We start from the raw sequence: 24345 nt of genomic DNA, 5'->3' as shown, positions 1-24345 counted from the left end.
CTTAATAAGGGCTATATTTGGCCTGAGCAGGAGATGATCATGAAACTTTCAACGCACATTAAGCCCATCAGCTACCTTAAAGCGCATGCAGCGGAGGTTGTTCGTACGCTGGACGATCAAGGAGGGCCGTTGGTGATTACCCAAAATGGTGAAGCCAAGGCGGTCATTCAGGGGATCGACAGCTATGAACAAACCCAAGAGACGATGGCGTTACTCAAGATCCTTGCGCTTGGAACACGGCAGATTGAGCAGGAAGACGTTGAGCCTTTTCAGGATGTGATCAACCGGCTGCGGGCTTAGGTACCGCCCCCTAAACCCGCCAGTGCCGCCTTCACATGCTCAAAGCCGATCCTTTCCTGCTCCAGCCGCAGGGCCGGTGCCAGCCGGTCCAGACACAGATCTTCATACAACGCCTGCTCGTGATCAGTCAGACGTGACAGCCGCTTGCGGGTTGGTTTCGGCTCCTCACCCCACAGCGGTTCGTGAACCAGCAGGGTGGCGCGGTCCATCAGCAATGACTGGGTCTGCGGGAAGTAGCTGCGCAACTGATCCAGCATGGCAAAGCCGTGAGTATCGAGATCGCCCCAGTAATAAATCGCCTTGTCGGCCAGCCACTCAACCTGCTTGAGACTGTCCAGCCCATAGCCCAGCCCGAAGATGACCATTGCACCGGGCATGTTTGGCAGGGCGAGGCCGTTGATCTCGTTTTCGGTGATTACAATCCGTTGCACTGGCAATGTCAGCCTGGCGAAGTCCGTCACCGGGATCTGCAGGTCGTTCATCCCCTGGATATAGAGCGCTGTGTCGAGCAGGCGAAAGCGGATCTGCGCAGGTTTGTTGAGAAATCCGTAGCGCTGCTCGAAACCGCTGACACCCCGGGCACCGCTGTCGATCTGCCCGGCGGGCAGGACCTCATCAAGCAGTTCGCCCAGCACCTTTTTGTGGCTTTCAATGAACTTGGTATCCACGCAGGGCAGTTCCAGCTGGCGGATATACACATTCGGGCGTGGGTGTTGGCGTAGCCAGTGTACAACGTTCAGCAGCCGGGACCAGGCAGGCTGAAGCTCAAGCACGGCCAGAGGCTTACGCGCGCACCAGTCAAGCAGATCCGGGCAGGATGTGGTGATCTGCTCGCACAGCTGTGTATAGTGCCGACCGGCACGGCGCTTGCCGATCAACGCCTGTGCATCTTCGGGGTAGTCAAACTGTATTGCCACCGGCAGTTCATTACGGCCGATGTCGCGGGAGTTGATGTCACGCCAATCCAGCTGGAAGTCGTGTTTTTCTTCATGGGCACACCAGCGCTGTACCCATTTTTGTGCCTCGGCAAAACGGCTGCCCAGCTCACCTGCCGCCGGGTGACGCAGTGGGTAGCGCAGGGGCCAGCCATCGTCGTTGTCCAATGGCGAGCGCAACAGTTTGCCCTTGGCCCAGGCCTTGTTCAGCCGCGCCCTGATCTCCTCCAGTTCAGTCCAGCTCATAAGGTGTGTGCATCACGCTCCGCCTGGTATTCCTCGATACTCAGGTTACGTACCTGAGAGTCGCGCCCTTCGGGGTTGTGGACAAAGCCCACGCTGGCCACATAGGGTTCGATGATATGGATCTTCTGCAACGGGGTGACGATCAGCAGCTGCAGGTTGAGTTTCTGGAACAGCTCCAGACCGTAGCGCGCCGACTCGTCCGAGCCGCGACCGAAGGCTTCGTCGATCACCACGAAGCGGAAGCTGCGCGAGCGTACTGCGCCCCATTCCAACCCGAACTGATAGGCCAGGCTGGCGGCAAGCACGGTGTAGGCCAGCTTTTCCTTCTGGCCACCGGATTTACCGCCGGAATCGGTGTAATGTTCGTGTTCGCTGTTGTCCTCCTGCCAACGCTCTGAGGCGGCAAACTGGAACCAGTTGCGCACGTCGGTCACCTTACGGGTCCAGCGTTTATCCAGCTCAGTGGTGCCTTCACGGCCGCGGAAGCGGTCGATGATCGCCTTGACCTGCAGGAACTTGTTCTCGGCATACTGCTCCTCTTCCGAACCGGTCAGGCTGCCTTCAGTGCAGGCACGCAACTGTTGCTGGAAGTCGCGGATATCCGCATCCTGGTTGGCCTGAGCCTCCAGCAGGATATAGCGCCCCGGGTTGTATTCGATATCGGCCAGTGAGCGGTTGATCCGTTCGATCCGCTCCTGAATGGTCTGGCGTTCGCTTTTCAACTTGGACTGGAAACCGGCTACTTCGCGGATGGTGTTTTCGTTCAGCAGCGCTTTGAAGCGTTCGGCAAAGCGGGGCAGGTCGTCGGCCTGCAGTTGGGTCAGCATCTGGCGGTATTCGTCGACGGCTTCGATGCGCGCATCCACTTCCTGAGTCTCCAGCGGGTAGGCATGGCGGTAGTTTTCCATCGCCTTCACGATGCGCTCACCCAGGTCTTTCAGGCGGCGATCCTCGCTGTCGATTTTGGCTTGCAGCCAACTTCGCAGGTCACGCTCGCGGTTGTCGCAGGCCTCCACGGTTAGCCGGTGTTCGCCCAAAGCCTCGGTTCGCAGCGGATCCAGTTCGGCTCGAATGGCGGCCAGCACCTCGACAACAAAGGGCTCCAGAACCTCACGGCAACTGTCGAGCAAAGCCTGCGCCTGTTGGCAGTTGACCCTGTTGGTGGTCAGCTCGGCCTTCAAGGTGTCGAGAGCCGATTCGGTTTCGCTGATGGCGGTTTCCAGGGTGTTGAGCTGGGCGGTCAGGGTTTTGAGTTGGTCTGAGCTGGCTTCCAGCGCCTTGAGCTCGCTACTCAGCTCCTCAATCAGGCGGGCGAGCTGCTGCCAGTTCAACTCGTCAAAATCGGTAAATTCCTGAATCTTGTCCAGCAGAGTTTTGTTATTGCCAAGCGCACGCAGTTGCTGTTCCAGCTCGGCCAGCCGAGCGGCGATGCCCTGCATGCTGCGCTCAAGCGTAGCCGCCTGCTGCTCCAGTGCGGTGATCTTGGCTTCGTTGCTCCAGCCCAGTACATAGCGGCTGCGATCATCCAGACGGTGGCGGTCGTCCTTCTCGTGACGCTGGCCACCGGCCTTGATCTGCCCGGCCAGGGTGACGGCCTTGTGCTCACGACGAAAGCGATCCAGCGACTCACAGCAGATATGGTCGAAACGCTTGCTCAGTTCCTGTTCCAGCCAAGAGTAAAACTCGCTGTCGGGCTTGATCTCCAGTTTGTCGGCGAGGGAGTCCGGCAGGGGCGCAGCCGGTGCCAGAGTGCGGTCGGTACGGACACGGTAGTACACCAGCCGTCCGCGCAGACGGGTCCGGTCGACCCATTCGGCCACCTGTGGATAAAGATGCTCGGGCACCAGCAGCGACAGGCCGAAATTGTGTAGCAGACGCTCGGCAACCCCTTCCCACTGTTGTTCGGATTCCCGTACCTGGATCAGCTCACCAGCAAAGGGCATCTCGTGCTCGTCCACGCCCAGGGATTCGCATAACAGACGTCGGATCTCAATCTGGCGCGAGTCGATATTGCTGCGCCGTTGCTTCAGAGAGGCTATCTCTTCACTCAGGGCCTGATGGCTCTGTTTGAGCTGCTGCAGTTCGACGGCCTGATCGGTGCGGTCGTTCTGCAACTGGGCTTCCTGCTGATCGATCTCGTTGCGCTGTTGCTGTGCCTGTCGGCGACTGGCGATAAAGCTGTCCAGGTCCGGTGTGGTGGGCAGACCCAGTGGCTCGGCCAGCAGGGCGTAGCGCTCGGCGCGGTTGCGGCGCTTGCTCAGTTCCTGATTGCGCTCGTTAAGTTCGGCCTTGAGCCGCTCCAGTCGATCACCGCCGTTGGCGGCAATGGCGTTCTTCAACTGGTCACGTTCACCGCGCTGCTGTTGCAGCTGCTGAGTCTGCTGAGTGATACGGGCATCGAGGCGCTGCGCGTCCGCATCAAGGTTACTCAAGCGCTTTTCGATCAGCTCGGCCTTGAGCGCAGCGAAATAGGGTTGCAGGCTGTCGCGGCACTCGCGCCAGTGGCGCGCCTGATCGCTGACGCGGTGATAACGGTCGCAGTCCTCGATCAGCGGCGACAGGCGCTCCACCTGATCCCGCGCCTTGAGCACGGCTTCGTGGGCACGGTTGAGGTCTTCAAAATGGCCGATCAGGGCATCGATGCGGGCCTGAACATCAAAGGCTTCCAGCATGTGCTCGCGCACAAAGTCGGTGAGATTGCCGACGGATTTCATCGATACCGTCTGATGAAACAGCTCCATCGCCTGAGCGTTCTCGATGCCGAAACGGCGGCGAAAGGCAGCTTCATAGGCGGGAAAGGCGTCAAACGGCCCTTCGACGGCAGACAGGTTGCGCAGGCGTTTGCGCAGCTGGTTGATGTCGCTGCCAAAGCCCGAGAAATCGGCGGCGATGCTCATCACCTTGTCGGCCACTATATAGAAGCGCTGCGGTTGACTGCCGGTATCACGGCACCAGAACACCTGCGCCAGGGTCACGTCCTGATCATAGCCTTCATTGCGGAAGTGACCGAGGATAACGGAGAAACTGTTGTGATCGCGCAGTGCCACCGGTTTGGCGCTGTGACCGCTGTCGTTGCGTTCGGACTTGTAGTAGCCCAGCACATAGGAGCGCAAGGTACGTTCCTTGCTGTCGGCACCGGCGGCCTTGTTGTAGGCGATTTTTTGCGCGGGGACCAGCAGGGTGGTGACCGCATCCACCAGGGTGGATTTTCCGGAGCCGATATCGCCGGTGAGCAGACTGTTGTGGCCACCGGGCGCAAGCGACCAGACATGCTTGTCAAAGGTGCCCCAGTTGTAGACCTCCAGCCGATGCAGACGGAACCCGGCCAGTTCATCACTGACGGCAAAATCGAGTAGCTGTTCCTGCATCAGTGGGTTTCCTCGGCATCGGGGCTGATGTGTTGCTGATAGGCCTGTAGACGCTGGTCAAAATCTTCCAGCCATTGGGCATCGACAAAGGCCTTGAGGATGCGGCGGACTTCGATCATCTGTTCCTGCCCGCGCAGGCGGCGAGCGAAGCCCAGGTCGATTACCTTGTTCAGGTGGGCATCGATCTGATCCACCAGACGGGTTTCGGTGGAGCCGGGTGGCATGAAGGTACGCATCAGCTCGACGATATCATCGCGTGACAGAATCAGACGGGTATCGCCGCCACCGGCATCAAATTCGGCCAGCTTGCGCCGCAGAAGGGCGATCAGCAGGCTGACCGGATAGGACAGCTGGCGCCGACCGACCAGCCGAGACAATTCGGTATCGCCCTCGTCGGTGCTGCGGGTGCGCAGCCAGGCAAAGCCTTCGGCTTCGTCCAGCATCAGCTCCAAGCCCAGCACGCTGACGTAATCGCGGACCTGTGCCTGCAGGTTCATCAGCTGCTGCCAGGTTTTGGGGTCCTGCTCCTGATACAGCACCCCCTTGAGCAGGTTGATCAGTACCAGAGAGAGGGCGTTGTTCGGTTCGGTGTCGGTCATCACTTTAATTATCTACTCAAGGCCTGATGAAAATGATGCGGGGGAGCTGCGCCTGGCGCCAGTAGCCCTCTTCGTCCTGCCAACGGATTTGGTCCTGATGGCTGTCATCAAACAGGGCATGACGGTCACTGCCGGCAATGGACAGGTAGGCTACCAGCTCGGCCAGACCGTGCTGCAGCGGGTGCTGCTCAATCACATCGGTGAGGCTGACCTGTTGCTGGGTTTGAAGGCACTGGCGGACCTGCGCCTTGAGGCGTTGCTTGTCGATATTGATCTGGTTGTAGAGTGCATCGGTACTGATCTCGCTACTGTCGGCAACCTCGATCTCGGTATCCAGCACCGGCTTGAGCGGCAGGTTGTGCAGCGGACGCTCCATTGGCAACTGGATATCGGCGCTTGGCATCTCGATGCTGAAGAAATCCCCTGTGGGTATCTGCTCGCGCACCGCCATGGCCCGGGCCGAGATACCATCCAGCATCTGCATGATGCGCTTGTTCTCCAGATAGGCCTGATCGTCCAGGTAGCGCCTCAGTTGTTGTGACAGCCGTGCCACGGTGCGCTGGGTGTGCTCGCCGGCATCCAGCCAGTCATAATGGATGCGCTTGAGTCGCTTGTCTTTCTCGAAACTGCTCACCGCCTCCAGCTCAAACACTTTTTCCAGCAGTTCGGTCAGTTCGTCCTGACTGGCCGGCGACATGAGGAAGTCCCAGAAGGCACGGAAGCTGCGCCCCTGGTCTGAATCGGAGATGGCGTCACGTTCGCCAAAAATGCGTGACAGCAGCTCGCCCTTGCGCCCCTCCCAGGTGGCGATCTGCTCACGCACCTGAAGATCCAGCTGGCGGAAATTCTGCTCCACTTCGCGGAAATCGCTCAGCAGCTCACGTGCGGTACTGCTGACCTGCTGGAAGCGGTCGCGTAGGGCGGTGTCATCCAACAGCTTGAAATCACCGGCCTGCACTCGTTCGATCTCGCGGTCGATCTCGTCTCGCTGCGCCTGCAGCTCACGGATGCGGGTATCCGGATCGGCCTCGGTGCCCGATATCATCTGTCGCAGCAGCTCGAATATGGTTAACAGGCGCGATTCGGTGCCGACGAATTCGCGTTGGGTCAGTGATTCCAGCCAGGCGATCGCCTTTTCGGTGGCGGGGGTCAGGTCAAAGTGGGCCTCATCGGACCCCGGTGGGTAGAACTTGCGCAGCCAGCCCTTGTCGTGCTGCGCCCAGTCATCCAGATATTCACGGGCGCTGCGCGGAAACAGCTTGTCGCCTTCGCGCTCACGCAGCTGGAACAGCAGGTCTTCAAGCCGTGATTCCAACTCCGTCTGTGCCATCACACGCACATTGGGTTTGATAAACGCCTGCTGTAAAAAACTGACCACCAGCGGGGCATGATCGGCCACCAGCAGCCGCCAGCCGGGATGGGATCTGCGCAGTTGTGAAAGAGTGGCAAAGTCGAGGCTCACACGGAATCCTGTGCTGCTGAAAACAGAGAGCCGATATTATGGGAAATTTATTCAGCGGGATCCATGGGGGGAGCCCTACCAAATCGTCGCTACGTGTTTATACGCCTGAATCTTGCCATCGGCTGTTACGAGTGGAGCATTCAGGTGACGTGCCAGGGCCACAATCATGCGATCGGCCGGATCCTTGTGAAATGCTCCCGGCAAACGCGTTGACTCTATGCTGACCGCAATATCGACCGGCTCAAAGCGAAGGCCGTCGATCTCTTGCGCCGTCGCCAACCAGTCATCCACACTCATGGTCAGTACCAGACGATCCAGCGAAACCAGCATGGCTATTTCCCACGCCGAGATGGCAGACACCACAACAAGCCCGTCACTGCACTTCAATTCTTGCTCGATGGCTGTTTTGGCAGTTTCTGACAGCCGCTGATCTCCACTGACCCACCAGATCAAAGCGTGGGTATCGAGCACAATCACGACAACAGTTCCCAATTGTCGTCAGCAATCGGTTCTTCGGGGTCATGATATTCGACGATACTGCCGCGCAGTTTTTCCAGTGGCGTGCGTTTGTCCGAACGGAAACGTCTCACTTCTATCGTGGGGTGACCGCGGTCGGTAATGACCAGTACTTCTCCAGAGGATTCGACTTGGCGAAAGAACTCCAGTGCCTTGGCCTTGAACTCGGACTTGGTGGCTTCGTGCTGCATAGGGATGACCGTTACTGATGGGTTTCTTGCTGCAGCATAGAAACAATATATGACTATATCAAGTAGTCATTTATGAAATAGGCATGCAGGTACCCGCCTTACAGCACAGCCTCAATCGCCTTCCTGAGCTTTCTGCTGTCGGGCGAGGTCATGCTGGAAAACGCCGCCGTCACCTTGCCATCACGGTCGATCACGTATTTGTAGAAGTTCCAGCGCGGCGGGGTGTCACTCTGGCGGGCAATCTCGCGAAAGATGGGGTGAGCATTGTCGCCTTTGACGTGAATCGGGCTGAACATGTCGAAGGTCACGCCGAAGTTGACGAAGCAGACCTCGGCGCTTTTTTCCTCGTTTTTGGCTTCCTGATTGAAATCATCCGACGGAAAGCCAACCACCATCAATCCCTGATCCTTGTAGCGCTGATGCAGCGCTTCCAATCCTTCAAACTGACCGGTAAAGCCGCAGAAGCTGGCGGTGTTGATCACCAGCATGGGCTTTCCGGCAAAGCGTTCGCGCAGGTCGACTACTTCGGCTGAATGCAGTCGTTTAAGTTGGTGGTGATAGAGCGCATCGGTGTCTGGCTCTGAAGCCGAAGCGGAATGTCCGAACAGCAGGGCACACAGGGTTGTCAGTAAACGTTTCATTTTGTTCTCCGTTTTCGACTGTTACGCATGCCCCGGCTGTACGGTTCAGAGTGTCAGATCAGTTGTGGGCTTGAGCCAGTGCCTGATCCAGGTCGGCGATCAAGTCATCAACGTGCTCGATGCCGATTGACAGGCGTACCATTTCCGGTGAAACGCCGGCGGATTTCAGTTCCTCGTCATTTAGCTGGCGATGTGTGGTCTCGGCCGGAATGGAGGCCAGCGACTTGCAGTCACCGATGTTCACCAGGCGCAGGAAGATCTGCAGAGCGTCATAGAACTTGCGCGTACCTTCGCGGCCTGAGTTGAGACCAAAGCTGAGAATACCGGATGCCTTGCCGTCCATGTACTTCTGCGCCAGGGCGTAATCCTTGTGGCTGGGCAGGCCAGCATAGTTCACCCAAGTGACGTCTGGATGGTTCTCAAGGTATTCGGCCACCTTCTGTGTGTTCTCACAGATGCGCTCCATGCGCAGGGAAAGGGTTTCCAGACCCTGCAGCAACATAAAGGCGTTCATCGGTGACAGGGCTGCCCCCATATTACGCAGCGGCACCACACGGGCGCGGCCGATAAAGGCGGCCGGGCCGAATGCTTCGGTGTAGACCACGCCATGGTAGGACACATCCGGCTGGTTCAGCAGCGGGAAGCGCTCCTGGTTCTCGGCCCAGGGGAATTTGCCGGAATCGACAATCACGCCGCCGATGGTGGTACCGTGGCCACCGATATATTTGGTGGCGGCGGTCACGATGATGTCGGCACCCTGTTCAATTGGGCGCCACAGTGACGGGCTGGGGACGGTGTTGTCCACCACCAGCGGTACACCGTGACGGTGAGCGATTTCGGCCATCTTTTCGATGTCGGCGATGCCGCCGGAAGGGTTGCCGACCGATTCGCAGTAGATCGCCTTGGTGCGGGCATCGATCTTGCTTTCCAGTCCGGCGAAATCATCCTTGTTGACGAAGCGCACTTCGATACCCTGACGCGGCAGTGTGTGCGCAAACAGGTTGTAGGTGCCGCCGTACAGTTCGCTGGTCGATACGATGTTGTCACCCACTTCGGCCAGTGTCTGCACTGTGTAGGTGATGGCCGCCATGCCGGATGCAACAGCCAGCCCCGCGATTCCGCCTTCCAGTGCCGCGACACGCTTTTCCAGCACATCGTTGGTGGGGTTCATGATGCGGGTGTAGATGTTGCCTGGCACTTTGAGGTCGAACAGGTCGGCACCGTGCTGGGCATCATCGAATGCATAGGAAGTGGTCTGGTAGATGGGTACGGCTGCTGACTTGGTGGTCGGGTCAGTCTCATAACCTGCATGCAGAGCGAGTGTTTCCAGTTTCATTGGGATTGGTTCCTTGTTGTTTTGATCCGGCGGTGGTGTCCGGGGACCGAGGCTGACCCGAGACACCGCCGCTTGCTACAATCGAGTCCACGTGAACAGACGCTCAGTGTAAACCCTAACGCTTCAGGAGACACCCCGATGGCCAAACCCAAAACCGCCTTTGTCTGCAATGATTGCGGCGCCGACTACCGCAAGTGGCAGGGGCAGTGCAACGCCTGCGGGGCCTGGAACACCATCACTGAAGTTCGTCTTGGTTCGGATGCCGGTGGTGCCCGCAGCAATCGGTTTGAGGGGTATGCCGGAGGTGCCGGCAAGCAGAAAAAGGTGGTCAGCCTCAGTGAGGTGGCGCTGGAAGAGATGCCGCGTTTTTCCAGTGGCAGCAGTGAGCTGGACCGGGTGCTCGGCGGTGGGCTGGTACCGGGCTCGGCAGTGTTGATCGGGGGCCACCCGGGTGCGGGCAAGAGTACCCTGCTGCTGCAGACCATGTGCCATCTGGTGGCGCAGATGCCCGCGCTGTACATCACCGGTGAGGAGTCGTTGCAACAGGTGGCGATGCGCGCTGCCCGACTGGGGCTGAAAGCGGACCAGCTGCAGATGCTGTCCGAAACCTCGGTGGAAACCATCTGTGACCTGGCCAATGAATTGCAGCCAAAGGTGATGGTGATCGACTCCATTCAGGTGATGCATGTGACCGATGTGCAGTCAGCACCGGGCTCGGTATCACAGGTGCGCGAAAGCGCTGCGTTTCTGACCCGCTATGCCAAGCAAACCGGCACCGTGCTGTTTCTGGTCGGGCATGTGACCAAGGACGGTTCGCTGGCTGGTCCCAAGGTGCTGGAGCATATGATCGATTGTTCGCTGCAGCTGGAAGGTTCGTCCGACAGCCGTTTCCGTACCCTGCGCAGTCACAAGAACCGTTTCGGTGCCGTCAACGAGCTGGGCGTGTTCGCCATGCTGGAAAATGGCCTCAAAGAGGTGAAGAACCCCAGCTCCATTTTTCTCAGTCGTGGCAGCGAGCCCAGCCCCGGCAGCGTAGTGATGGTGGTGTGGGAGGGTACAAGGCCGCTGCTGGTGGAGTTGCAGGCACTGGTGGACACTTCGCATCTGTCCAACCCGCGTCGCGTGGCGGTAGGGATGGATCAGAATCGTTTGGCGATGCTGTTGGCGGTGCTGAATCGCCACGGTGGCTTGATGACCGGGGATCAGGATGTGTTCGTCAACGTGGTGGGCGGGGTCAAGGTGCTGGAGACCAGTGCTGACCTGGCACTGTTGCTGGCGATTGTGTCCAGTTTCCGTGATCGGCCGCTGTCACAGGAGTTGATGGTGTTCGGTGAAGTGGGGCTGTCCGGCGAGATTCGGCCGGTGCCCAATGGTCAGGAGCGAATTCGTGAGGCGGCCAAGCATGGTTTCAAGCGAGCAATCGTGCCATTGGCGAACGTGCCGCGCGAGCCGCTGGCGGGAATGGAAGTGGTGGGGGTCAAAACCCTGTCGGAAGCGCTGGATGCGATCTGATCAGGCCTGAGCGCTCTCGTCATCCGACAGCAGTTGCTCCAGCTCGCGCTCCAGCAGTGCTTCGTCCCCCAGGTTCAACTCAACCAGCCGGCGCAGGTGGGTGATGCTGTCGATCTCCATCTCGCCGGCGGTGAAACCGTATTGGGGAGGCTGAGAGTGGGTGAGTATGGCCGGAATTTCGATCAGGATGTCATTAGCCAGATACAGATGCAGCTTGACGTGGTCATTCATGCCGACAGGCAGGGGGTGGTTTGATTCAACCAGCGCGCCACGAAGGGAGATGTCGACCAGCTGCACCACGGCCGAACCCTTGTCACTGTGCAGTTCACACTCGGCGTCAAAGGGGATGCGGGTAAAGCGGCGGCGTTCGTTGTTGGTATTCACGCTCGGAATCCTCGCTGATCGAAGTTGCTTCAGGCATGGTATTACACTCTGCCGACATTGTGGAGCCCGGCTGCCCCAGATCAATATGACCTGTGACAGCTTCCGCTAGTCTGGCGTATCCTGTAACAGACAGTAATCGAGGCGAGGTATGTTCGAAGTCATGAATGATCTGCTGAGAGCGGGGCGACACTCGCGCTACTTCAACCACACACGCAGTCACCATCTCTTCACCCGCGTGCGTCTCATTGCCCTGATTCTGATGGTGTTGCAGAGCGGCTGGATTCTGATCGACTGGCTGCTGCTGCCGGAAGCGGTCAGCAGCACCATTGCCTACGGACGTATCGCCGCCAGTGGGTGTTGTCTGTTGTTGGCGCTCTGGTGTTCACATCCTTACCGGCTTGAAGTCTCACTGATTCGACTGTTACTGCTCGTACTGGTACTGACGGTGTTCCAGACTTGGAGCAATGCCGTTCTGGTACAGCAAGGCTTTGCTTCAGAGGTGCTGGCGGGGTATGCCTTTTTCCCCTTCATGATTATCACCATGTTGGCAATTTTCCCGCTGACCATGTTCGAAGTGGCCGGGTTTGCCACGTTTGTGCTGCTGGTGGAGCTGGTCACCCAGTTATGGAGCGGCAAATTTGGACTGGTGCCGGGGCTGAATGATCTCTGGTTGTTGGCCGTGCTGGGGCTGATTGCGGGCTGGGCATCGGTCAATCAGCTCAGCATGCTGTTGATTCTCTACCGTCAGGCGACCCGTGACCCGCTCACCGGGCTGGCCAATCGGCGCCAGGTGATGGATCAGCTTGATGGCGATATCGAAGAGGCGCATGCCAGTCACGTGCCGTTGACCGTGCTGCTGTTCGATCTGGACAAGTTCAAGAGTTTCAACGATAACCATGGCCATGCAGCCGGTGATATCGTACTGAAACAGTTTGCCCGTATTCTGAAAGATCATGCCAAGCGCAAGACGGATCTGGCCGGGCGCTTTGGGGGCGAGGAGTTCCTGTTGACGTTGCCGGATACTGATCAACAACAGGCGATTGAGCTGGCCGAGCAGATCCGCAACGCCTGTCACCAGACTCGGTTGAAAGTCCCGACCGGTGAAGAGGTCAGCTTTACGACCAGTATTGGTATTGCCACCTTGCTGGCGGGGGAGGACCGCTCTGCGGTACTGCAGAGGGCTGATGAGGCGTTGTATAAAGCCAAGGATACGGGGCGGGACCGTTACTGTCTGGCAGGTGATGAGACAACACCCCGGCAGGACGCATAAACACAACAAAAAAGGGCCGCCGACAGAGATCCTGCCGGCGGCCCTTTTTTCTGCTCAGGCCTGAATCAGCTCATGCGGCGGTACTTGATCCGCTCCGGCTGATGGTCCTTGCCGAAGCGGCGTTTGTAGTCCTCGGCGTACTCGCTGTAGTTGCCTTCAAAGAACTCCACGTTGGAGTCACCCTCATAGGCGATGATGTGCGTACAGATACGGTCGAGGAACCAGCGGTCATGCGAAATCACCACGGCGCAGCCCGGGAAGGCCAGCAGGGCTTCTTCCAGTGCACGCAGGGTTTCGATGTCCAGATCGTTGGTCGGTTCGTCCAGCAGCAGTACGTTGCCGCCTTCCTTCAACAGCTTCGCCATGTGCAGACGGTTACGCTCACCGCCGGACAGATCCTTGACGAACTTCTGCTGGTCAGATCCCTTGAAGTTGAAGCGTCCACAGTAGGCACGTGCCGGGGTCTGGTAGTTGCCTACGGTGATGATGTCCTGACCGTCGGAAATTTCCTGGAACACGGTGTTGTTGCCGTTCAGCTCACGGGACTGATTGACACAGGACAGCTGCACGGTGGAGCCGATCTCGATCTCGCCGGAATCCGGCTGTTCTTCCCCGGTCAGCATGCGGAACAGAGTGGACTTACCGGCTCCGTTGGGGCCGATGATACCGACGATGGCACCCGGCGGGATGGCCAGGTTCAGGTTCTCGAACAGCAGCTTGTCGCCGTAGGACTTGGTGACGTTGTGCAGCTCGATCACCTTGTCACCGAGGCGCGGCCCGGGCGGAATGTAGATCTCCTGGGTTTCGTTGCGCTGCTGGAACTCGCGTGAGTTCATCTCCTCGAACGCTTTCAGGCGCGCCTTGGACTTGGTCTGGCGGCCTTTTGCCCCCTGACGCACCCACTCCAGCTCGGCTTTCATCGCCTTGCGGTGAGAGGCCTCGGACTTGGATTCCTGCTCCAAACGGGCTTCTTTCTGCTCCAGCCAGCTGGAGTAGTTGCCTTCCCAAGGGATGCCGTGGCCGCGGTCCAATTCCAGAATCCAGCCGGCGGCGTTGTCGAGGAAGTAACGGTCATGGGTGATTGCTACTACAGTACCGGTGTATTCCTGCAGGAAGCGTTCGATCCAGGCGATCGACTCGGCATCCAGGTGGTTGGTCGGCTCGTCCAGCAGCAGCATGTCCGGATGATCCAGCAGCAGGCGGCACAGGGCCACACGGCGGCGCTCACCGCCGGACAGGTGCTCAACTTTCGCATCCCAGGGGGGCAGGCGCATGGCATCGGCGGCGCGCTCCAGTGCCTGGTCCAGGTTGTGACCGTCCTTTGCGGTGATCAGATTTTCCAGCTCGGCCTGCTTCTTGGCCAGCGCGTCAAAGTCCGCATCCGGATCGGCATAGGCGGCGTATACCTGATCCAGATCGGCCAGTGCGTTCTTCACGTCTGACACGGCCTCTTCGATCACTTCGCGCACGGTCTTGCTGTCGTCCAGCTCCGGCTCCTGCGGCAGGTAGCCCACTTTCATGTTGGGCATGGGGCGCGCTTCGCCGGTGTAGTCCTTGTCGACACCCGCCATGATCCGCAGCAGGGTGGATTTACCGGCACCGTTCAGGCCAAGCACACCGATCTTGGCGCCGGGGAAGAAGGACAGAGAGATATCCTTGAGGATTTCACGCTTGGGCGGTACCACTTTGCCCACTCGGTTCATCGTAAATACGTACTGAGCCATCAATATGCCTGTCGATTGGGGTTAAAAAACAGCCAGATTCTACCTGTGGCCGAAAGCGAATGCCATTTGCTGCAGGGCGAGATGAGCTGAATGAAACTTTTGCGTTATGGACTGACCCCTTTTCATGTGCCTTCCGTATGATTTTTAGACTATAATGCGCATCTTTTTCGAGGCAGCTACAGGTCAGTCCATCACTACCTGCGCCGACTTTGCCGCTACTTTTGCCATTTCAGGGGACAGCAATGTTTAGCAAAGATATGTCTATCGCCAGTTTTGATCCGGATCTGTTCGCTGCGATGCAGTCCGAAGCGACGCGTCAGGAAGAGCACATCGAACTGATCGCTTCCGAGAACTACACCAGCCCGCGTGTGATGGAAGCTCAGGGCTCGGTCCTGACCAACAAGTATGCTGAAGGCTACCCCCACAAGCGTTACTACGGCGGTTGCGAATACGTCGACGTGGTTGAAGAATTGGCGATCGAACGTGCCAAGGAGCTGTTTGGCGCTACCTACGCCAACGTCCAGCCGCACTCCGGCTCCCAGGCCAATGCTGCCGTGTACATGGCGTTGTGCCAGCCGGGCGATACCGTGCTGGGCATGAGTCTGGCCCATGGTGGTCACCTGACCCACGGTGCTGCCGTTTCCTTCTCTGGCCGCATCTACAAGGCGGTTCAGTATGGTCTGAACACCGAAACCGGCGCCATCGATTACGATGAAGTCGAGCGTCTGGCGGTTGAGAACAAGCCGAAGATGATCGTGGCCGGCTTCTCTGCCTACTCACAGATCGTGGACTGGGCACGTTTCCGCGAGATCGCTGACAAAGTTGGCGCTTACCTGTTCGTCGATATGGCCCACATCGCAGGCCTCGTGGCTGCCGGCGTATACCCGACGCCGCTGCCCTTCGCAGATGTCGTTACCACCACCACTCACAAGACCCTGGGCGGCCCGCGTGGCGGCCTGATCCTGTCCGCCAACGCTGACGAAGATCTGCAGAAAAAGCTGAACTTCGCGGTGTTCCCGGAATCCCAGGGCGGCCCGCTGATGCATGTCATCGCTGCTAAAGCCGTGTGCTTCAAGGAAGCGATGGAGCCGGAGTGGAAAGCCTATCAGGCTCAGGTCGTCAAGAATGCTCAGGCCATGGCCAAGGTGTTCCTGGATCGTGGCATCAACATCGTGTCCGGCGGTACTGAAGATCACCTGTTCCTGGTGGATCTGATCAACAAGGATATCACCGGTAAGGATGCAGACGCGGCGCTGGGTCGTGCCAACATTACCGTGAACAAGAACTCCGTTCCGAATGATCCGCGTTCGCCGTTCGTGACTTCTGGCCTGCGTATCGGTACTCCTGCGGTGACCCGTCGTGGCTTCAAGGAAGAGGAAGTGGCGCAGCTGGCGAACTGGATCTGCGATGTCCTCGACGACATCAGTAACGACGATACCATTGCGCGCGTGAAGGACCAGGTACAGGAAATCTGTGCCCGCTTCCCGGTTTACAAGTAAGCCGGTAGAATAGCAGGGGCGGCTGCGGCCGCCCTTTTTGTTTGGGGCCTGTCCCCTCCTTGACCCTTCGGGGAAACGCTCTTTCGCTGAGGCAACCCATGCACTGTCCGTTTTGTGGCACCCATGAAACCAAAGTTGTCGACTCCCGGCTGGTGGCCGAGGGACAGCAGATCCGACGGCGGCGCGAATGCATCAGCTGCCATGAGCGTTTTACCACCTACGAGACCGCCGAGCTGCTGATGCCTCGTGTCATCAAGACCGATGGCTCGCGCCAGCCCTTTGACGAAGAAAAACTGCGCGCCGGTATCCAGCGGGCGCTGGAAAAGCGTCCAGTCAGCATCGAAGAGATCGAAGCCTGCATCACCCGCATCAAACAACGCCTGCGTGCCACGGGTGAACGTGAGTTACCCTCGCGGGAAGTGGGTGAGGCGGTCATGGCTGAGCTGCGCAAGCTGGATCAGGTCGCCTATGTGCGCTTTGCTTCGGTCTATCGCAGCTTCCAGGATATCAACGAATTCCGTGAAGAGATCGAGCGCCTGTCCGGAGCGGAGCATGACTGATCACTTCAGCGGCGACGATCATCGTTACATGGCGCATGCGCTGCAACTGGCCGAGCAGGGGCTGTACACCACCGACCCCAACCCTCGGGTCGGCTGTGTGCTGGTGCGTGATGGTGTTGTGGTCGGTGAAGGCGCTCACCTGAAGGCAGGCGAACCCCATGCCGAAGTTCACGCCCTGCGTATGGCCGGTGAGCAGGCTGTGGGTACTACCGCCTATGTCACACTGGAGCCCTGCAGTCATCATGGCCGTACGCCGCCCTGTGCGGATGCGCTGGTCAAGGCAGGTGTGGCCCGGGTTGTCGCGGCCATGCAGGACCCCAATCCACTGGTGGCCGGGCAGGGGCTGGCGCGTATTGCCGCCGCAGGGATCACCACGGCCTCGGGGCTGCTGGAGGTAGAGGCACGCAGGCTCAACCCCGGCTTTATTAGCCGGATGGAGCGGGGGCGTCCCTTTGTTCGATTGAAACTGGCGGCTAGTCTGGATGGACGTACGGCCATGCGCAGCGGCGAGTCACAATGGATCACAGGCGCAGCCGCTCGTGCTGATGTGCAGCGACTGCGCGCACGCAGCTCCGCCGTTGTCACCGGCGTTGAAACCGTCTTGCATGATAACGCCTCACTGACGGTCCGTGCCGGCGAGCTGGGGCTGTCGCCCGAGCTGGCAGAGCAGGCGGCAATCCGTCAGCCGTTGCGAGTGGTACTGGACAGCCAGCTGCGTCTGCCGGCAGGAGCGAAACTTCTGAGCCTGCCCGGCGAGATTTTGATTGCCACCGCACTGTCGCAGGATCATCCTCGCGCCGCGGCTCTGATACAGTCCGGGGCGCGTATACTGAGCCTGCCAGGCACCGAGGGGCGAGTTGATCTGGGTGCGCTGCTGGTGCTGTTGGCTGAAGAGTACCAGTGCAACGAGCTGTTGCTGGAATGTGGTGCGACCCTCGCCGGTGCAGCGCTGCAGGCGGGTCTGGTGGACGAACTGGTACTGTATATGGCCACTACGCTGCTGGGCAGTTCGGCGCGTCCGTTACTGGAGTTGCCATTGGAGCGCATGGCACAGCAGCAACGGCTTAAACTGACCGACAGTCGTATGCTGGGTGAAGACCTGCGTCTGACCCTGAGCTGCGACGGAGAAATTAACTGATGTTTACCGGAATCATCGAAGCGATCGGTGAAATTGCCGACAAACGCATGATCGGTGGCGACATGCGGCTATATGTGCGCACCGGTGGCCTTGATCTGTCCGATGTGAAACTGGGTGACAGCATCGCTACCAATGGCGTCTGCCTGACCGCCGTGGAACTGCCGGGCGATGGCTTTATTGCCGATGTGTCGCTGGAAACCCTTGCTCATTCCCGCTTTGAGGAGCTGGAGCCAGGTGAGGTGGTCAACCTGGAAAAGGCGTTGCGTCCGGACAGCCGATTGGGCGGGCATATTGTCACCGGTCATGTGGATGCGGTGGGTACCGTGGTCGAGCGGGCGGATGATGCCCGCTCGGTGCAACTGAAAATTCGTATGCCGGTATCCATTCAGCGTTATGTTGCAGCCAAGGGCTCGATCACAGTGGATGGGGTTAGTCTGACCGTCAACAGCCTCGATGGCGACTGCTTCTGGCTCAATATCGTGCCGCACACGGCACAGGAAACGATTATCGACCGCTACAGCGCCGGTCGTCGGGTCCACCTGGAGGTGGATATCATTGCCCGCTATCTTGAACGCCTGATCGGAGCCGCGGCTCCACAGGCCGAGGACGAGACAGCAGGCGGCCTGACACTGGCGATGCTGGCCCAACACGGATTCATGCGTCGCTGATGCGGCGGGAGAGAACTATGCAGCTGAATACAACTGAAGAACTGATCGAAGATATCCGTCAGGGCAGGATGGTTATCCTGATGGATGACGAAGATCGTGAAAATGAAGGAGACCTGGTGATTGCCGCCCAGTGCGTGCGTCCCGAAGACATCAATTTCATGATCACCCATGCCCGCGGTCTTGTCTGCCTGACACTGACCCGTGAGCGCTGCGAGCAGCTCAAGTTGCCGCTGATGGTGCAAAACAATGGCGCCGCTTTCTCGACCAATTTTACCCTGTCGATCGAAGCCGCCAAGGGCGTTACCACCGGTATCTCGGCCGCTGATCGTGCGGTCACCGTACACGCGGCTGTGAAGAGTGATGCTCAGCCGGAGGATATCGTTCAGCCGGGGCATATTTTCCCGTTGATGGCTCAACCCGGTGGCGTGCTCAGCCGGGCCGGTCATACGGAAGCTGGTTGCGACATGGCGCGTTTGGCCGGATTTGCGCCGGCGTCGGTTATTGTTGAGATCATCAATGAAGACGGCAGCATGGCACGCCGTCCTGATCTGGAAAAGTTTGCTGCCAAGCACGGCATCAAGATCGGCACCATTGCGGATTTGATCCACTACCGTACCCGCAATGAGCATACAGTTGAGCGTGTGGGCGAGGGTGTATTGCCGACCGAGTTTGGCGAGTTTCGTTATGTCAGCTATCGTGACGAAATTCAGAACTGCACCCATCTTGCGCTGGTGAAGGGTGATATCGACCCGAACGAACCCACGCTGGTGCGCGTCCATGTCCGTACTGAAGTGTTGCGTGATGTGGTCGGCGTACGCCGCGGCCCGGAAGTGAAATGGACCATGCGCCGTGCGCTGGAGCGTGTGGCCAACGAAGGCAAGGGTGTGGTGCTGTTGATCGATAAGGGCACTCGTGTCGATCTGGGCGAGGCGATCGAAAGTCTGCTCAATGCTGACCGTACCCGTTCCAAGGTGAACGTCAGTGCATCCGGTGCCTACATGACCGTAGGTACCGGCTCACAGGTTCTGCGGGATCTGGGGGTGCATAAAATGCGCCTGCTCAGCTCGCCAATGAAATTCAACGCGATCTCCGGTTTTGATCTGGAAATCGAAGAGTACATCCCCTACGAGGATTGATGGACAAGTCTATGACAGTACAAGTATTTGAAGGCGACTTCGTGAGCGCCGACGGCAAATATGCCATTGTGGTGGGTCGCTTCAACGCGTTTGTGGTTGAAAGCCTGTTGGACGGCGCCATCGATGCGCTGGTGCGCCACGGCGTATCTGAAGAGAATATTCGTGTCATCCGCGTGCCAGGTGCATTCGAGATTCCGCTGGCGGTCAAGCGAGTGGCACAACAGAAGCAGGATGACGCCATTATCGCGTTGGGCGCCGTAATCCGTGGCGGTACACCACATTTTGAATATGTTTCGTCCGAAAGCTCCAAGGGCGTGGCGCAGGTGTCCATGGACTACGATATCCCCGTGGCCAATGGCATCCTGACTGTGAATTCCATTGAACAGGCGATTGAGCGTTCCGGTACCAAGGCCGGTAACAAGGGGGCGGAAGCCGCATTGTCAGCGCTGGAAATGGTCAGCCTGATGCGTCAGCTTGAGGTTTGAGCATGAGCGAGTCCACGCCGCGTAAAAAAGGCAAGCCCAATTTGACCGAAATGCGCCGCAGTGCCCGCAGCTTTGCGCTGCAGGCACTGTACCAGTGGTCTGTGGCAGGTCAGAGTGCTAATGAGATCGAGGCGCAGTTTCGGGTCGATAACGACATGAGCACCACCGATGTACAGCTGTTCTCCGAGCTGCTGCGCGGGGTTACGGCAGGCAGCAAGGATCTGGATGAGGCCTATCGTCCGTTTCTGGACCGACCGCTGACCGATCTGGACCCGGTGGAGCTGAGCGTGCTGCGCATAGGAGCCTACGAGCTGATTCACCGTTTGCAGGTGCCCTATCGTGTGGCGATCAACGAAAGTGTTGATCTGGCCAAAATATTCGGTGCCACAGAAAGCCACAAGTATGTTAACGGCATTCTCGACAAGCTGGCCCAGCGCGTGCGTGCGGCTGAAATTCGTGCTCGGCGTGCTGCCGACTGAACGATGACAGATTCGCGTGGGTGAGTTCGAGCTGATCCGACGCTGCTTTATGCAGGAGCAAACCGGTGCCGGTGTCATCAACGGCATTGGTGATGACTGCGCTGTACTGGAGGTGCCTCCAGGTCAGCAGTTGGTGGTGTCGATCGATACCCTGGTGGAGGGCGTGCACTTTTTGCCCGGTACCTCGCCCGCACAACTGGCCGAGCGACTTGTGGGAGCCGCGGTCAGTGATCTGGCGGCCATGGCCGCAGCCCCCGCCTGGCTTACGCTGGCTGTAACATTGCCGCAGGCGGATGAAACCTGGCTGCTGGCCTTCTCGCGCACACTGTCTCAACGTTGCAGTGAGCTGGGTATTGCCTTGGTGGGAGGGGATACCACCCGTGGCCCGGTCTGCGTCCTCAGTGCACAGGTGCATGGGTTGGTGCCGAATGGCCAGGCGTGGCTTCGCAGTGGTGCAGTTCCCGGAGATCGTATTCTGGTGACTGGCTCCCTTGGGGACAGCCGTGGCGGTCTGGAAACGCTGCTGCAGCCGCTGCCCGTGAGTGCAGAGCCAGAAGCGGTTGAACAGTTGAGGCAGCGCTTTTACCGCCCGGAACCGAGGCTTGAGCTGGCTCAAAGTCTGCGTGAACATGTACATGCGGCGATTGATATCTCGGATGGCCTGCTGGGTGATCTGGGCCATATCCTCGCAGCCTCCGGAGTGGGAGCGCGGCTGCAGGTGGATCAATTACCTGTCTCATTCGCCCTGCAGCAGCTTTATCCACAGCAGGCGCAAGACTGGGCGCTGGCTGGTGGCGAAGACTTTGAGCTGTGTTTGACAGTACCTGTCGCACAGCTGTCGGCCTGTCTGGAAACGGCACAAGCGCTCGGCATTCGCCTGACCGATGTCGGTGAAATAACCGCCGACATCGGGCTTCAGGTTCTGCAAGCGGGGACAGCGGTGCTGGGTGAATTGCCTGGCAGTTGGGATCATTTCAGGAGTGAAGATGAATAAAGCCCCCGCCTCGGTGTGGCGCAATCCGGTCCATTTTCTGGCCTTTGGTCTGGGCAGCGGTGCCTCGCCGAAGGCGCCGGGTACGGCAGGGACTCTGGCGGCGGTACCGCTTTGGTATCTGCTGGCACAGACACCACTGGCGATGTATCTGCTGCTGGTATTGCTCGCCTTTATGATCGGGATCTGGTTGTGTGGGCGTACATCCCGGGATTTGGGTGTTCATGACCACGGCGGCATTGTCTGGGATGAGTTTGTCGGCTATTGGATCACCATGATCGCGGTACCGGTGGACTGGGTCTGGGCGCTGGCGGGTTTTATCCTGTTCCGTCTGTTCGATATTCTCAAACCCTGGCCCATTGGCCCTGTGGACAAGCGGGTACACGGCGGGCTGGGTATCATGCTGGATGATGTGCTTGCGGGCGTTATGGCCGCCGCAGTACTGCACGGGCTGATCTGGCTGTTTTGAGCCGACAGCCTGAATTGAAAAAGAATTTGCAGAGGAAACAACCAAGGTGTCAGTTCAGTATGTAGCCGATTCGCGGCTGCCAACCCCCTGGGGGGTGTTTACCATGGTGGGGTTTGAAGACCCCGCCACCGGGAAAGAGCACGTCGCGCTGGTGTTCGGCGAAGTGGCCGGTGACGAGCCGGTACTGGCCCGTATTCACTCCGAGTGTCTGACCGGCGATGCGCTGTTCAGCCTGCGCTGTGATTGTGGTTTCCAGCTGCAGGAAGCACTGAAGCGCATCGCGGAAGAGGGCAGGGGGGTACTGCTGTATCTGCGTCAGGAAGGCCGGGGAATTGGCTTGCTGAATAAGATCAAGGCGTATCACCTGCAGGATGGTGGTGCCGATACAGTGGAAGCCAACGAGCAGCTGGGTTTTGCCGCCGACATGCGTGACTACAGCATGTGTGAACCGATGCTTGAGCATCTGGACATCAAGGCCGTGAAGTTGATGACCAATAACCCGCGCAAGGTGTCAGCACTGGAGAAATACGGCGTCAACGTGTCTGAGCGTGTACCGCTGCAGGTGGGTAAGAATCGCCACAACGAAAGCTATCTGCAAACCAAGATGGGTAAGCTCGGCCACATGATGACCGAACACCACTTCAAGGATGAATAACTAACCCTGCAAGCGCTGCCGGATCGCGGTTTCGATACCGGCAGTATCCAGGCCGCACTCGGCCAGCTGCTCGCTGCGACTGGCGTGACCTATCCAGCGATCCGGTATCCCCAACAGCAGCAGTTCTGTCTCCAGGGCCGCCTGAGTGCAGAACTCGGCTACCGCTGAGCCTGCCCCACCTTGAATGGCATGATCTTCCAGCGTGACCAGCAGTTCATGCTCATCTGCCAGTTGCTCGACCATGCAACTGTCCAGCGGTTTCACAAAGCGCATGTCCACCAACGTATAGCCATTCGTGTCGGCTACCTGGCGCGCACTGTCCAGCAACGGGCCAAAATTGAGCAGTGCTACCTGTTTTCCTCTGCGCAGTACTCGGCTTTTGCCAATATCCAGTGTAGCTGTATCGTCTGTCTGTGGCAGGGCAGCACTGCCACGGGGGTAGCGAACGGCGGCAGGCCCCGGGTACTGATAGCCCAGTGTCAGCATCGCTTCCAGCTCGGTCTCATCGGCTGGTGTCATCAGCAGCAGACCGGGCAGGCATCGCAACGCCGCGATGTCGAAGCTGCCGGCGTGGGTAGCGCCATCTTCACCCACCAGCCCTGCCCGATCAATCGCCAGCAGCAGATCGAGATCCTGAATCGTCACATCATGTACGATCTGGTCCCAGGCACGCTGCAAAAAGGTGGAATAGATCGCCAGCACCGGTTTCATGCCGCTGCAGGCGAAGCCCGCGGCCAGAGTCGCGGCGTGCTGCTCGGCGATGGCAACGTCAAAATAACGCTCGGGAAAGCGCTCGGAGAATTCGATCAGATCTGAGCCTTCGCGCATCGCTGGTGTAATCCCGATCAGGCGTGAGTCCCGAGCGGCAGTCTCGGCGAGCCAGCGGCCGAATACATTGCAGTACTTGGGCCGTTTGGCAGTGTTGTCGACTGCAGCCAGCGGCTCGATTTTGGTCAGAGCATGGTAGCCAACCGGGTCCGCTTCGGCCGGTGCGAAACCTTTGCCCTTGCGGGTGATGACATGCAGCAACTGTGGGCCGGGGCATTGCAGTGACCGCTCCAGTGCCGGCAGCAGCAGGCTGAAGTCGTGTCCGTCCACGGGGCCGGAATAATTGAACTCAAGTGCCTTGAACAGAGCGGCGGTGACGGGGCCATCCATTTTCTGTTTCAGATTGCGTGCCAGGTAGCTCGCCAGGCCGCCTTCGTTACGTGAGATCGACATGTCGTTGTCGTTGAGGATCACAAGCAGGTCGGCACCGGTGTGGGCGGCATGATTCAACGCTTCGAACGCCATGCCTGCGGTCATGGCACCATCACCGATCACCGCTACGGTACGGCGGTTTTCACCCTGTAGCCGGTAACCCAGCGCCATGCCCAGTGCGGCACTGATCGAGGTACTGGAGTGGCCTGTACCAAAACTGTCATAGGGGCTTTCGGTGCGTTTTGGAAAGGGGGAAAGACCCCCTTTCTGACGCATGCTGGCCATGGAATCGCGCCGACCGGTCAGAATCTTGTGTGGATAACTCTGGTGGCCCACATCCCAGATAAGGCTGTCATCAGGGGTATTGAGCAGGTAATGCAGTGCAATGGTCAGATCGACCACGCCCAGGCCTGCGCCGAAATGTCCTCCGGTTTGGCCCACGGACCAGAGCAAAAAGGCACGTAGTTGCCGGGCCAGTTCAGGCAGGTCGGTACGACTTAACTGGCGCAGATCAGTCGGAGACTGGACGAGGTCCAGCAAGGGGGTATCGGGTCGCTGGTCAGGAATCCGATTGAACATGC

The 24345-nt window shown here is 58.8% G+C and carries 24 protein-coding genes; 13 read left to right on the top strand and 11 right to left on the bottom strand.

What is annotated here, in order from left to right:
- Positions 1 to 39: 39 nt before the first annotated feature.
- Positions 40 to 300, top strand: a complete 261-nt coding sequence (locus CFI10_RS16500; RefSeq protein WP_206836557.1) for a type II toxin-antitoxin system Phd/YefM family antitoxin — start codon at positions 40 to 42, stop codon at positions 298 to 300.
- Here CFI10_RS16500 and CFI10_RS16495 read toward each other — a convergent pair.
- From CFI10_RS16495 to CFI10_RS16460, 8 genes are all read right to left on the bottom strand, one after another.
- A complete protein-coding gene (locus CFI10_RS16495) occupies positions 297 to 1481 on the bottom strand; it encodes a Wadjet anti-phage system protein JetD domain-containing protein (protein WP_206836554.1) in 1185 nt (394 codons plus the stop codon). The two genes, CFI10_RS16500 and CFI10_RS16495, sit on opposite strands and share 4 nt — an antisense overlap.
- Complete coding sequence (locus tag CFI10_RS16490) at positions 1478 to 4849, bottom strand: ATP-binding protein (protein ID WP_242530030.1); 3372 nt, start codon at positions 4847 to 4849, stop codon at positions 1478 to 1480. The genes CFI10_RS16495 and CFI10_RS16490 overlap by 4 nt, the downstream gene beginning before the upstream one ends.
- Complete coding sequence (locus CFI10_RS16485) at positions 4849 to 5448, bottom strand: DUF4194 domain-containing protein (protein WP_206836551.1); 600 nt, start codon at positions 5446 to 5448, stop codon at positions 4849 to 4851. The genes CFI10_RS16490 and CFI10_RS16485 overlap by 1 nt, the downstream gene beginning before the upstream one ends.
- A 16-nt stretch (positions 5449 to 5464) precedes the next feature.
- Complete coding sequence (locus tag CFI10_RS16480; RefSeq protein ID WP_206836547.1) at positions 5465 to 6910, bottom strand: DUF3375 domain-containing protein; 1446 nt, start codon at positions 6908 to 6910, stop codon at positions 5465 to 5467.
- A gap of 75 nt (positions 6911 to 6985) precedes the next feature.
- Entirely contained in the window at positions 6986 to 7402 is a 417-nt protein-coding gene (locus CFI10_RS16475) for a type II toxin-antitoxin system VapC family toxin (protein WP_242530029.1), read from the bottom strand.
- Positions 7384 to 7617: a type II toxin-antitoxin system Phd/YefM family antitoxin gene (locus CFI10_RS16470; RefSeq protein WP_206836545.1), complete on the bottom strand. Its 234-nt coding sequence runs from the start codon at positions 7615 to 7617 to the stop codon at positions 7384 to 7386. The genes CFI10_RS16475 and CFI10_RS16470 overlap by 19 nt, the downstream gene beginning before the upstream one ends.
- Before the next feature lie 98 nt (positions 7618 to 7715).
- A complete protein-coding gene (locus CFI10_RS16465) occupies positions 7716 to 8258 on the bottom strand; it encodes a glutathione peroxidase (protein WP_206836542.1) in 543 nt (180 codons plus the stop codon).
- Between the two features lie 58 nt (positions 8259 to 8316).
- Positions 8317 to 9594 (bottom strand): O-acetylhomoserine aminocarboxypropyltransferase/cysteine synthase family protein, encoded by a 1278-nt coding sequence (locus tag CFI10_RS16460; RefSeq protein ID WP_206836538.1) that lies wholly within the window; start codon positions 9592 to 9594, stop codon positions 8317 to 8319.
- 138 nt (positions 9595 to 9732) lie between these two features.
- Here CFI10_RS16460 and radA point away from each other — a divergent pair, with 138 nt between their 5' ends.
- Positions 9733 to 11106, top strand: a complete 1374-nt coding sequence (gene radA / locus CFI10_RS16455) for a DNA repair protein RadA (protein WP_206836536.1) — start codon at positions 9733 to 9735, stop codon at positions 11104 to 11106.
- Here radA and CFI10_RS16450 read toward each other — a convergent pair whose 3' ends face one another.
- Positions 11107 to 11490 (bottom strand): PilZ domain-containing protein, encoded by a 384-nt coding sequence (locus CFI10_RS16450; RefSeq protein ID WP_206836534.1) that lies wholly within the window; start codon positions 11488 to 11490, stop codon positions 11107 to 11109.
- Positions 11491 to 11650: 160 nt separating this feature from the next.
- On the opposite strand from CFI10_RS16450, the gene CFI10_RS16445 reads away from it, so the two are divergent.
- Positions 11651 to 12760, top strand: coding sequence for a GGDEF domain-containing protein (locus tag CFI10_RS16445; RefSeq protein WP_242530028.1), 1110 nt, complete (start codon positions 11651 to 11653; stop codon positions 12758 to 12760).
- A gap of 65 nt (positions 12761 to 12825) precedes the next feature.
- Here CFI10_RS16445 and ettA read toward each other — a convergent pair whose 3' ends face one another.
- The gene (ettA, locus tag CFI10_RS16440) at positions 12826 to 14484 is read right to left on the bottom strand and encodes an energy-dependent translational throttle protein EttA (RefSeq protein WP_206836528.1); all 1659 of its coding nucleotides are present in this window, start codon (positions 14482 to 14484) and stop codon (positions 12826 to 12828) included.
- A 242-nt stretch (positions 14485 to 14726) separates the two neighbouring features.
- On the opposite strand from ettA, the gene glyA reads away from it, so the two are divergent.
- The 10 genes from glyA (at position 14727) to ribA (ending at position 22564) form a co-directional block, all read left to right on the top strand.
- Positions 14727 to 15983: a serine hydroxymethyltransferase gene (glyA, locus tag CFI10_RS16435; RefSeq protein WP_206836524.1), complete on the top strand. Its 1257-nt coding sequence runs from the start codon at positions 14727 to 14729 to the stop codon at positions 15981 to 15983.
- A 98-nt stretch (positions 15984 to 16081) separates the two neighbouring features.
- Positions 16082 to 16543 carry a transcriptional regulator NrdR gene (gene nrdR / locus CFI10_RS16430; protein ID WP_091826815.1) on the top strand — a complete coding sequence of 154 codons (462 nt, stop codon included), beginning with the start codon at positions 16082 to 16084 and terminating at the stop codon, positions 16541 to 16543.
- Positions 16536 to 17681: a bifunctional diaminohydroxyphosphoribosylaminopyrimidine deaminase/5-amino-6-(5-phosphoribosylamino)uracil reductase RibD gene (gene ribD, locus CFI10_RS16425; RefSeq protein ID WP_206836521.1), complete on the top strand. Its 1146-nt coding sequence runs from the start codon at positions 16536 to 16538 to the stop codon at positions 17679 to 17681. Before nrdR ends, ribD begins: the two co-directional genes overlap by 8 nt.
- Positions 17681 to 18349 (top strand): riboflavin synthase, encoded by a 669-nt coding sequence (locus CFI10_RS16420; protein WP_206836517.1) that lies wholly within the window; start codon positions 17681 to 17683, stop codon positions 18347 to 18349. Before ribD ends, CFI10_RS16420 begins: the two co-directional genes overlap by 1 nt.
- A 17-nt stretch (positions 18350 to 18366) precedes the next feature.
- Positions 18367 to 19485 (top strand): bifunctional 3,4-dihydroxy-2-butanone-4-phosphate synthase/GTP cyclohydrolase II, encoded by a 1119-nt coding sequence (gene ribBA, locus CFI10_RS16415; protein ID WP_206836515.1) that lies wholly within the window; start codon positions 18367 to 18369, stop codon positions 19483 to 19485.
- A gap of 11 nt (positions 19486 to 19496) precedes the next feature.
- Positions 19497 to 19970 carry a 6,7-dimethyl-8-ribityllumazine synthase gene (ribH, locus tag CFI10_RS16410; RefSeq protein WP_091826900.1) on the top strand — a complete coding sequence of 158 codons (474 nt, stop codon included), beginning with the start codon at positions 19497 to 19499 and terminating at the stop codon, positions 19968 to 19970.
- A gap of 2 nt (positions 19971 to 19972) precedes the next feature.
- Positions 19973 to 20449, top strand: a complete 477-nt coding sequence (gene nusB / locus CFI10_RS16405; RefSeq protein WP_091826819.1) for a transcription antitermination factor NusB — start codon at positions 19973 to 19975, stop codon at positions 20447 to 20449.
- Positions 20450 to 20465: 16 nt separating this feature from the next.
- Positions 20466 to 21443: a thiamine-phosphate kinase gene (gene thiL, locus CFI10_RS16400; protein ID WP_242530027.1), complete on the top strand. Its 978-nt coding sequence runs from the start codon at positions 20466 to 20468 to the stop codon at positions 21441 to 21443.
- Positions 21436 to 21909 carry a phosphatidylglycerophosphatase A family protein gene (locus CFI10_RS16395; RefSeq protein WP_206836512.1) on the top strand — a complete coding sequence of 158 codons (474 nt, stop codon included), beginning with the start codon at positions 21436 to 21438 and terminating at the stop codon, positions 21907 to 21909. The genes thiL and CFI10_RS16395 overlap by 8 nt, the downstream gene beginning before the upstream one ends.
- Positions 21910 to 21955: 46 nt before the next feature.
- A complete protein-coding gene (gene ribA / locus CFI10_RS16390; RefSeq protein ID WP_206836509.1) occupies positions 21956 to 22564 on the top strand; it encodes a GTP cyclohydrolase II in 609 nt (202 codons plus the stop codon).
- Here the strand turns inward: ribA and dxs are convergent, their stop codons facing one another.
- On the bottom strand, positions 22565 to 24343 hold the full coding sequence (gene dxs / locus CFI10_RS16385; RefSeq protein WP_206836505.1) for a 1-deoxy-D-xylulose-5-phosphate synthase: 1779 nt from the start codon (positions 24341 to 24343) through the stop codon (positions 22565 to 22567). It lies immediately after the preceding gene.
- Between the last annotated feature and the right edge of the window lie 2 nt (positions 24344 to 24345).

This window comes from Marinobacterium iners (assembly GCF_017310015.1).
Taxonomy (GTDB): Bacteria; Pseudomonadota; Gammaproteobacteria; order Pseudomonadales; family Balneatricaceae; genus Marinobacterium; species Marinobacterium iners.
This window is presented reverse-complemented; position numbering and strand designations above follow the sequence as displayed.

Bases quoted from the DNA above. Each gene is read 5' to 3' on its own strand.
- CFI10_RS16500 (WP_206836557.1), top strand. From the start codon at position 40: ATGAAACTTTCAACGCACATTAAGCCCATCAGCTACCTTAAAGCGCAT.
- CFI10_RS16495 (WP_206836554.1), bottom strand. From the start codon at position 1,481: ATGAGCTGGACTGAACTGGAGGAGATCAGGGCGCGGCTGAACAAGGCC.
- CFI10_RS16490 (WP_242530030.1), bottom strand. From the start codon at position 4,849: ATGCAGGAACAGCTACTCGATTTTGCCGTCAGTGATGAACTGGCCGGG.
- CFI10_RS16485 (WP_206836551.1), bottom strand. From the start codon at position 5,448: ATGACCGACACCGAACCGAACAACGCCCTCTCTCTGGTACTGATCAAC.
- CFI10_RS16470 (WP_206836545.1), bottom strand. From the start codon at position 7,617: ATGCAGCACGAAGCCACCAAGTCCGAGTTCAAGGCCAAGGCACTGGAG.
- CFI10_RS16465 (WP_206836542.1), bottom strand. From the start codon at position 8,258: ATGAAACGTTTACTGACAACCCTGTGTGCCCTGCTGTTCGGACATTCC.
- CFI10_RS16460 (WP_206836538.1), bottom strand. From the start codon at position 9,594: ATGAAACTGGAAACACTCGCTCTGCATGCAGGTTATGAGACTGACCCG.
- radA (WP_206836536.1), top strand. From the start codon at position 9,733: ATGGCCAAACCCAAAACCGCCTTTGTCTGCAATGATTGCGGCGCCGAC.
- CFI10_RS16445 (WP_242530028.1), top strand. From the start codon at position 11,651: ATGAATGATCTGCTGAGAGCGGGGCGACACTCGCGCTACTTCAACCAC.
- ettA (WP_206836528.1), bottom strand. From the start codon at position 14,484: ATGGCTCAGTACGTATTTACGATGAACCGAGTGGGCAAAGTGGTACCG.
- glyA (WP_206836524.1), top strand. From the start codon at position 14,727: ATGTTTAGCAAAGATATGTCTATCGCCAGTTTTGATCCGGATCTGTTC.
- nrdR (WP_091826815.1), top strand. From the start codon at position 16,082: ATGCACTGTCCGTTTTGTGGCACCCATGAAACCAAAGTTGTCGACTCC.
- ribD (WP_206836521.1), top strand. From the start codon at position 16,536: ATGACTGATCACTTCAGCGGCGACGATCATCGTTACATGGCGCATGCG.
- CFI10_RS16420 (WP_206836517.1), top strand. From the start codon at position 17,681: ATGTTTACCGGAATCATCGAAGCGATCGGTGAAATTGCCGACAAACGC.
- ribBA (WP_206836515.1), top strand. From the start codon at position 18,367: ATGCAGCTGAATACAACTGAAGAACTGATCGAAGATATCCGTCAGGGC.
- ribH (WP_091826900.1), top strand. From the start codon at position 19,497: ATGACAGTACAAGTATTTGAAGGCGACTTCGTGAGCGCCGACGGCAAA.
- nusB (WP_091826819.1), top strand. From the start codon at position 19,973: ATGAGCGAGTCCACGCCGCGTAAAAAAGGCAAGCCCAATTTGACCGAA.
- CFI10_RS16395 (WP_206836512.1), top strand. From the start codon at position 21,436: ATGAATAAAGCCCCCGCCTCGGTGTGGCGCAATCCGGTCCATTTTCTG.
- dxs (WP_206836505.1), bottom strand. From the start codon at position 24,343: ATGTTCAATCGGATTCCTGACCAGCGACCCGATACCCCCTTGCTGGAC.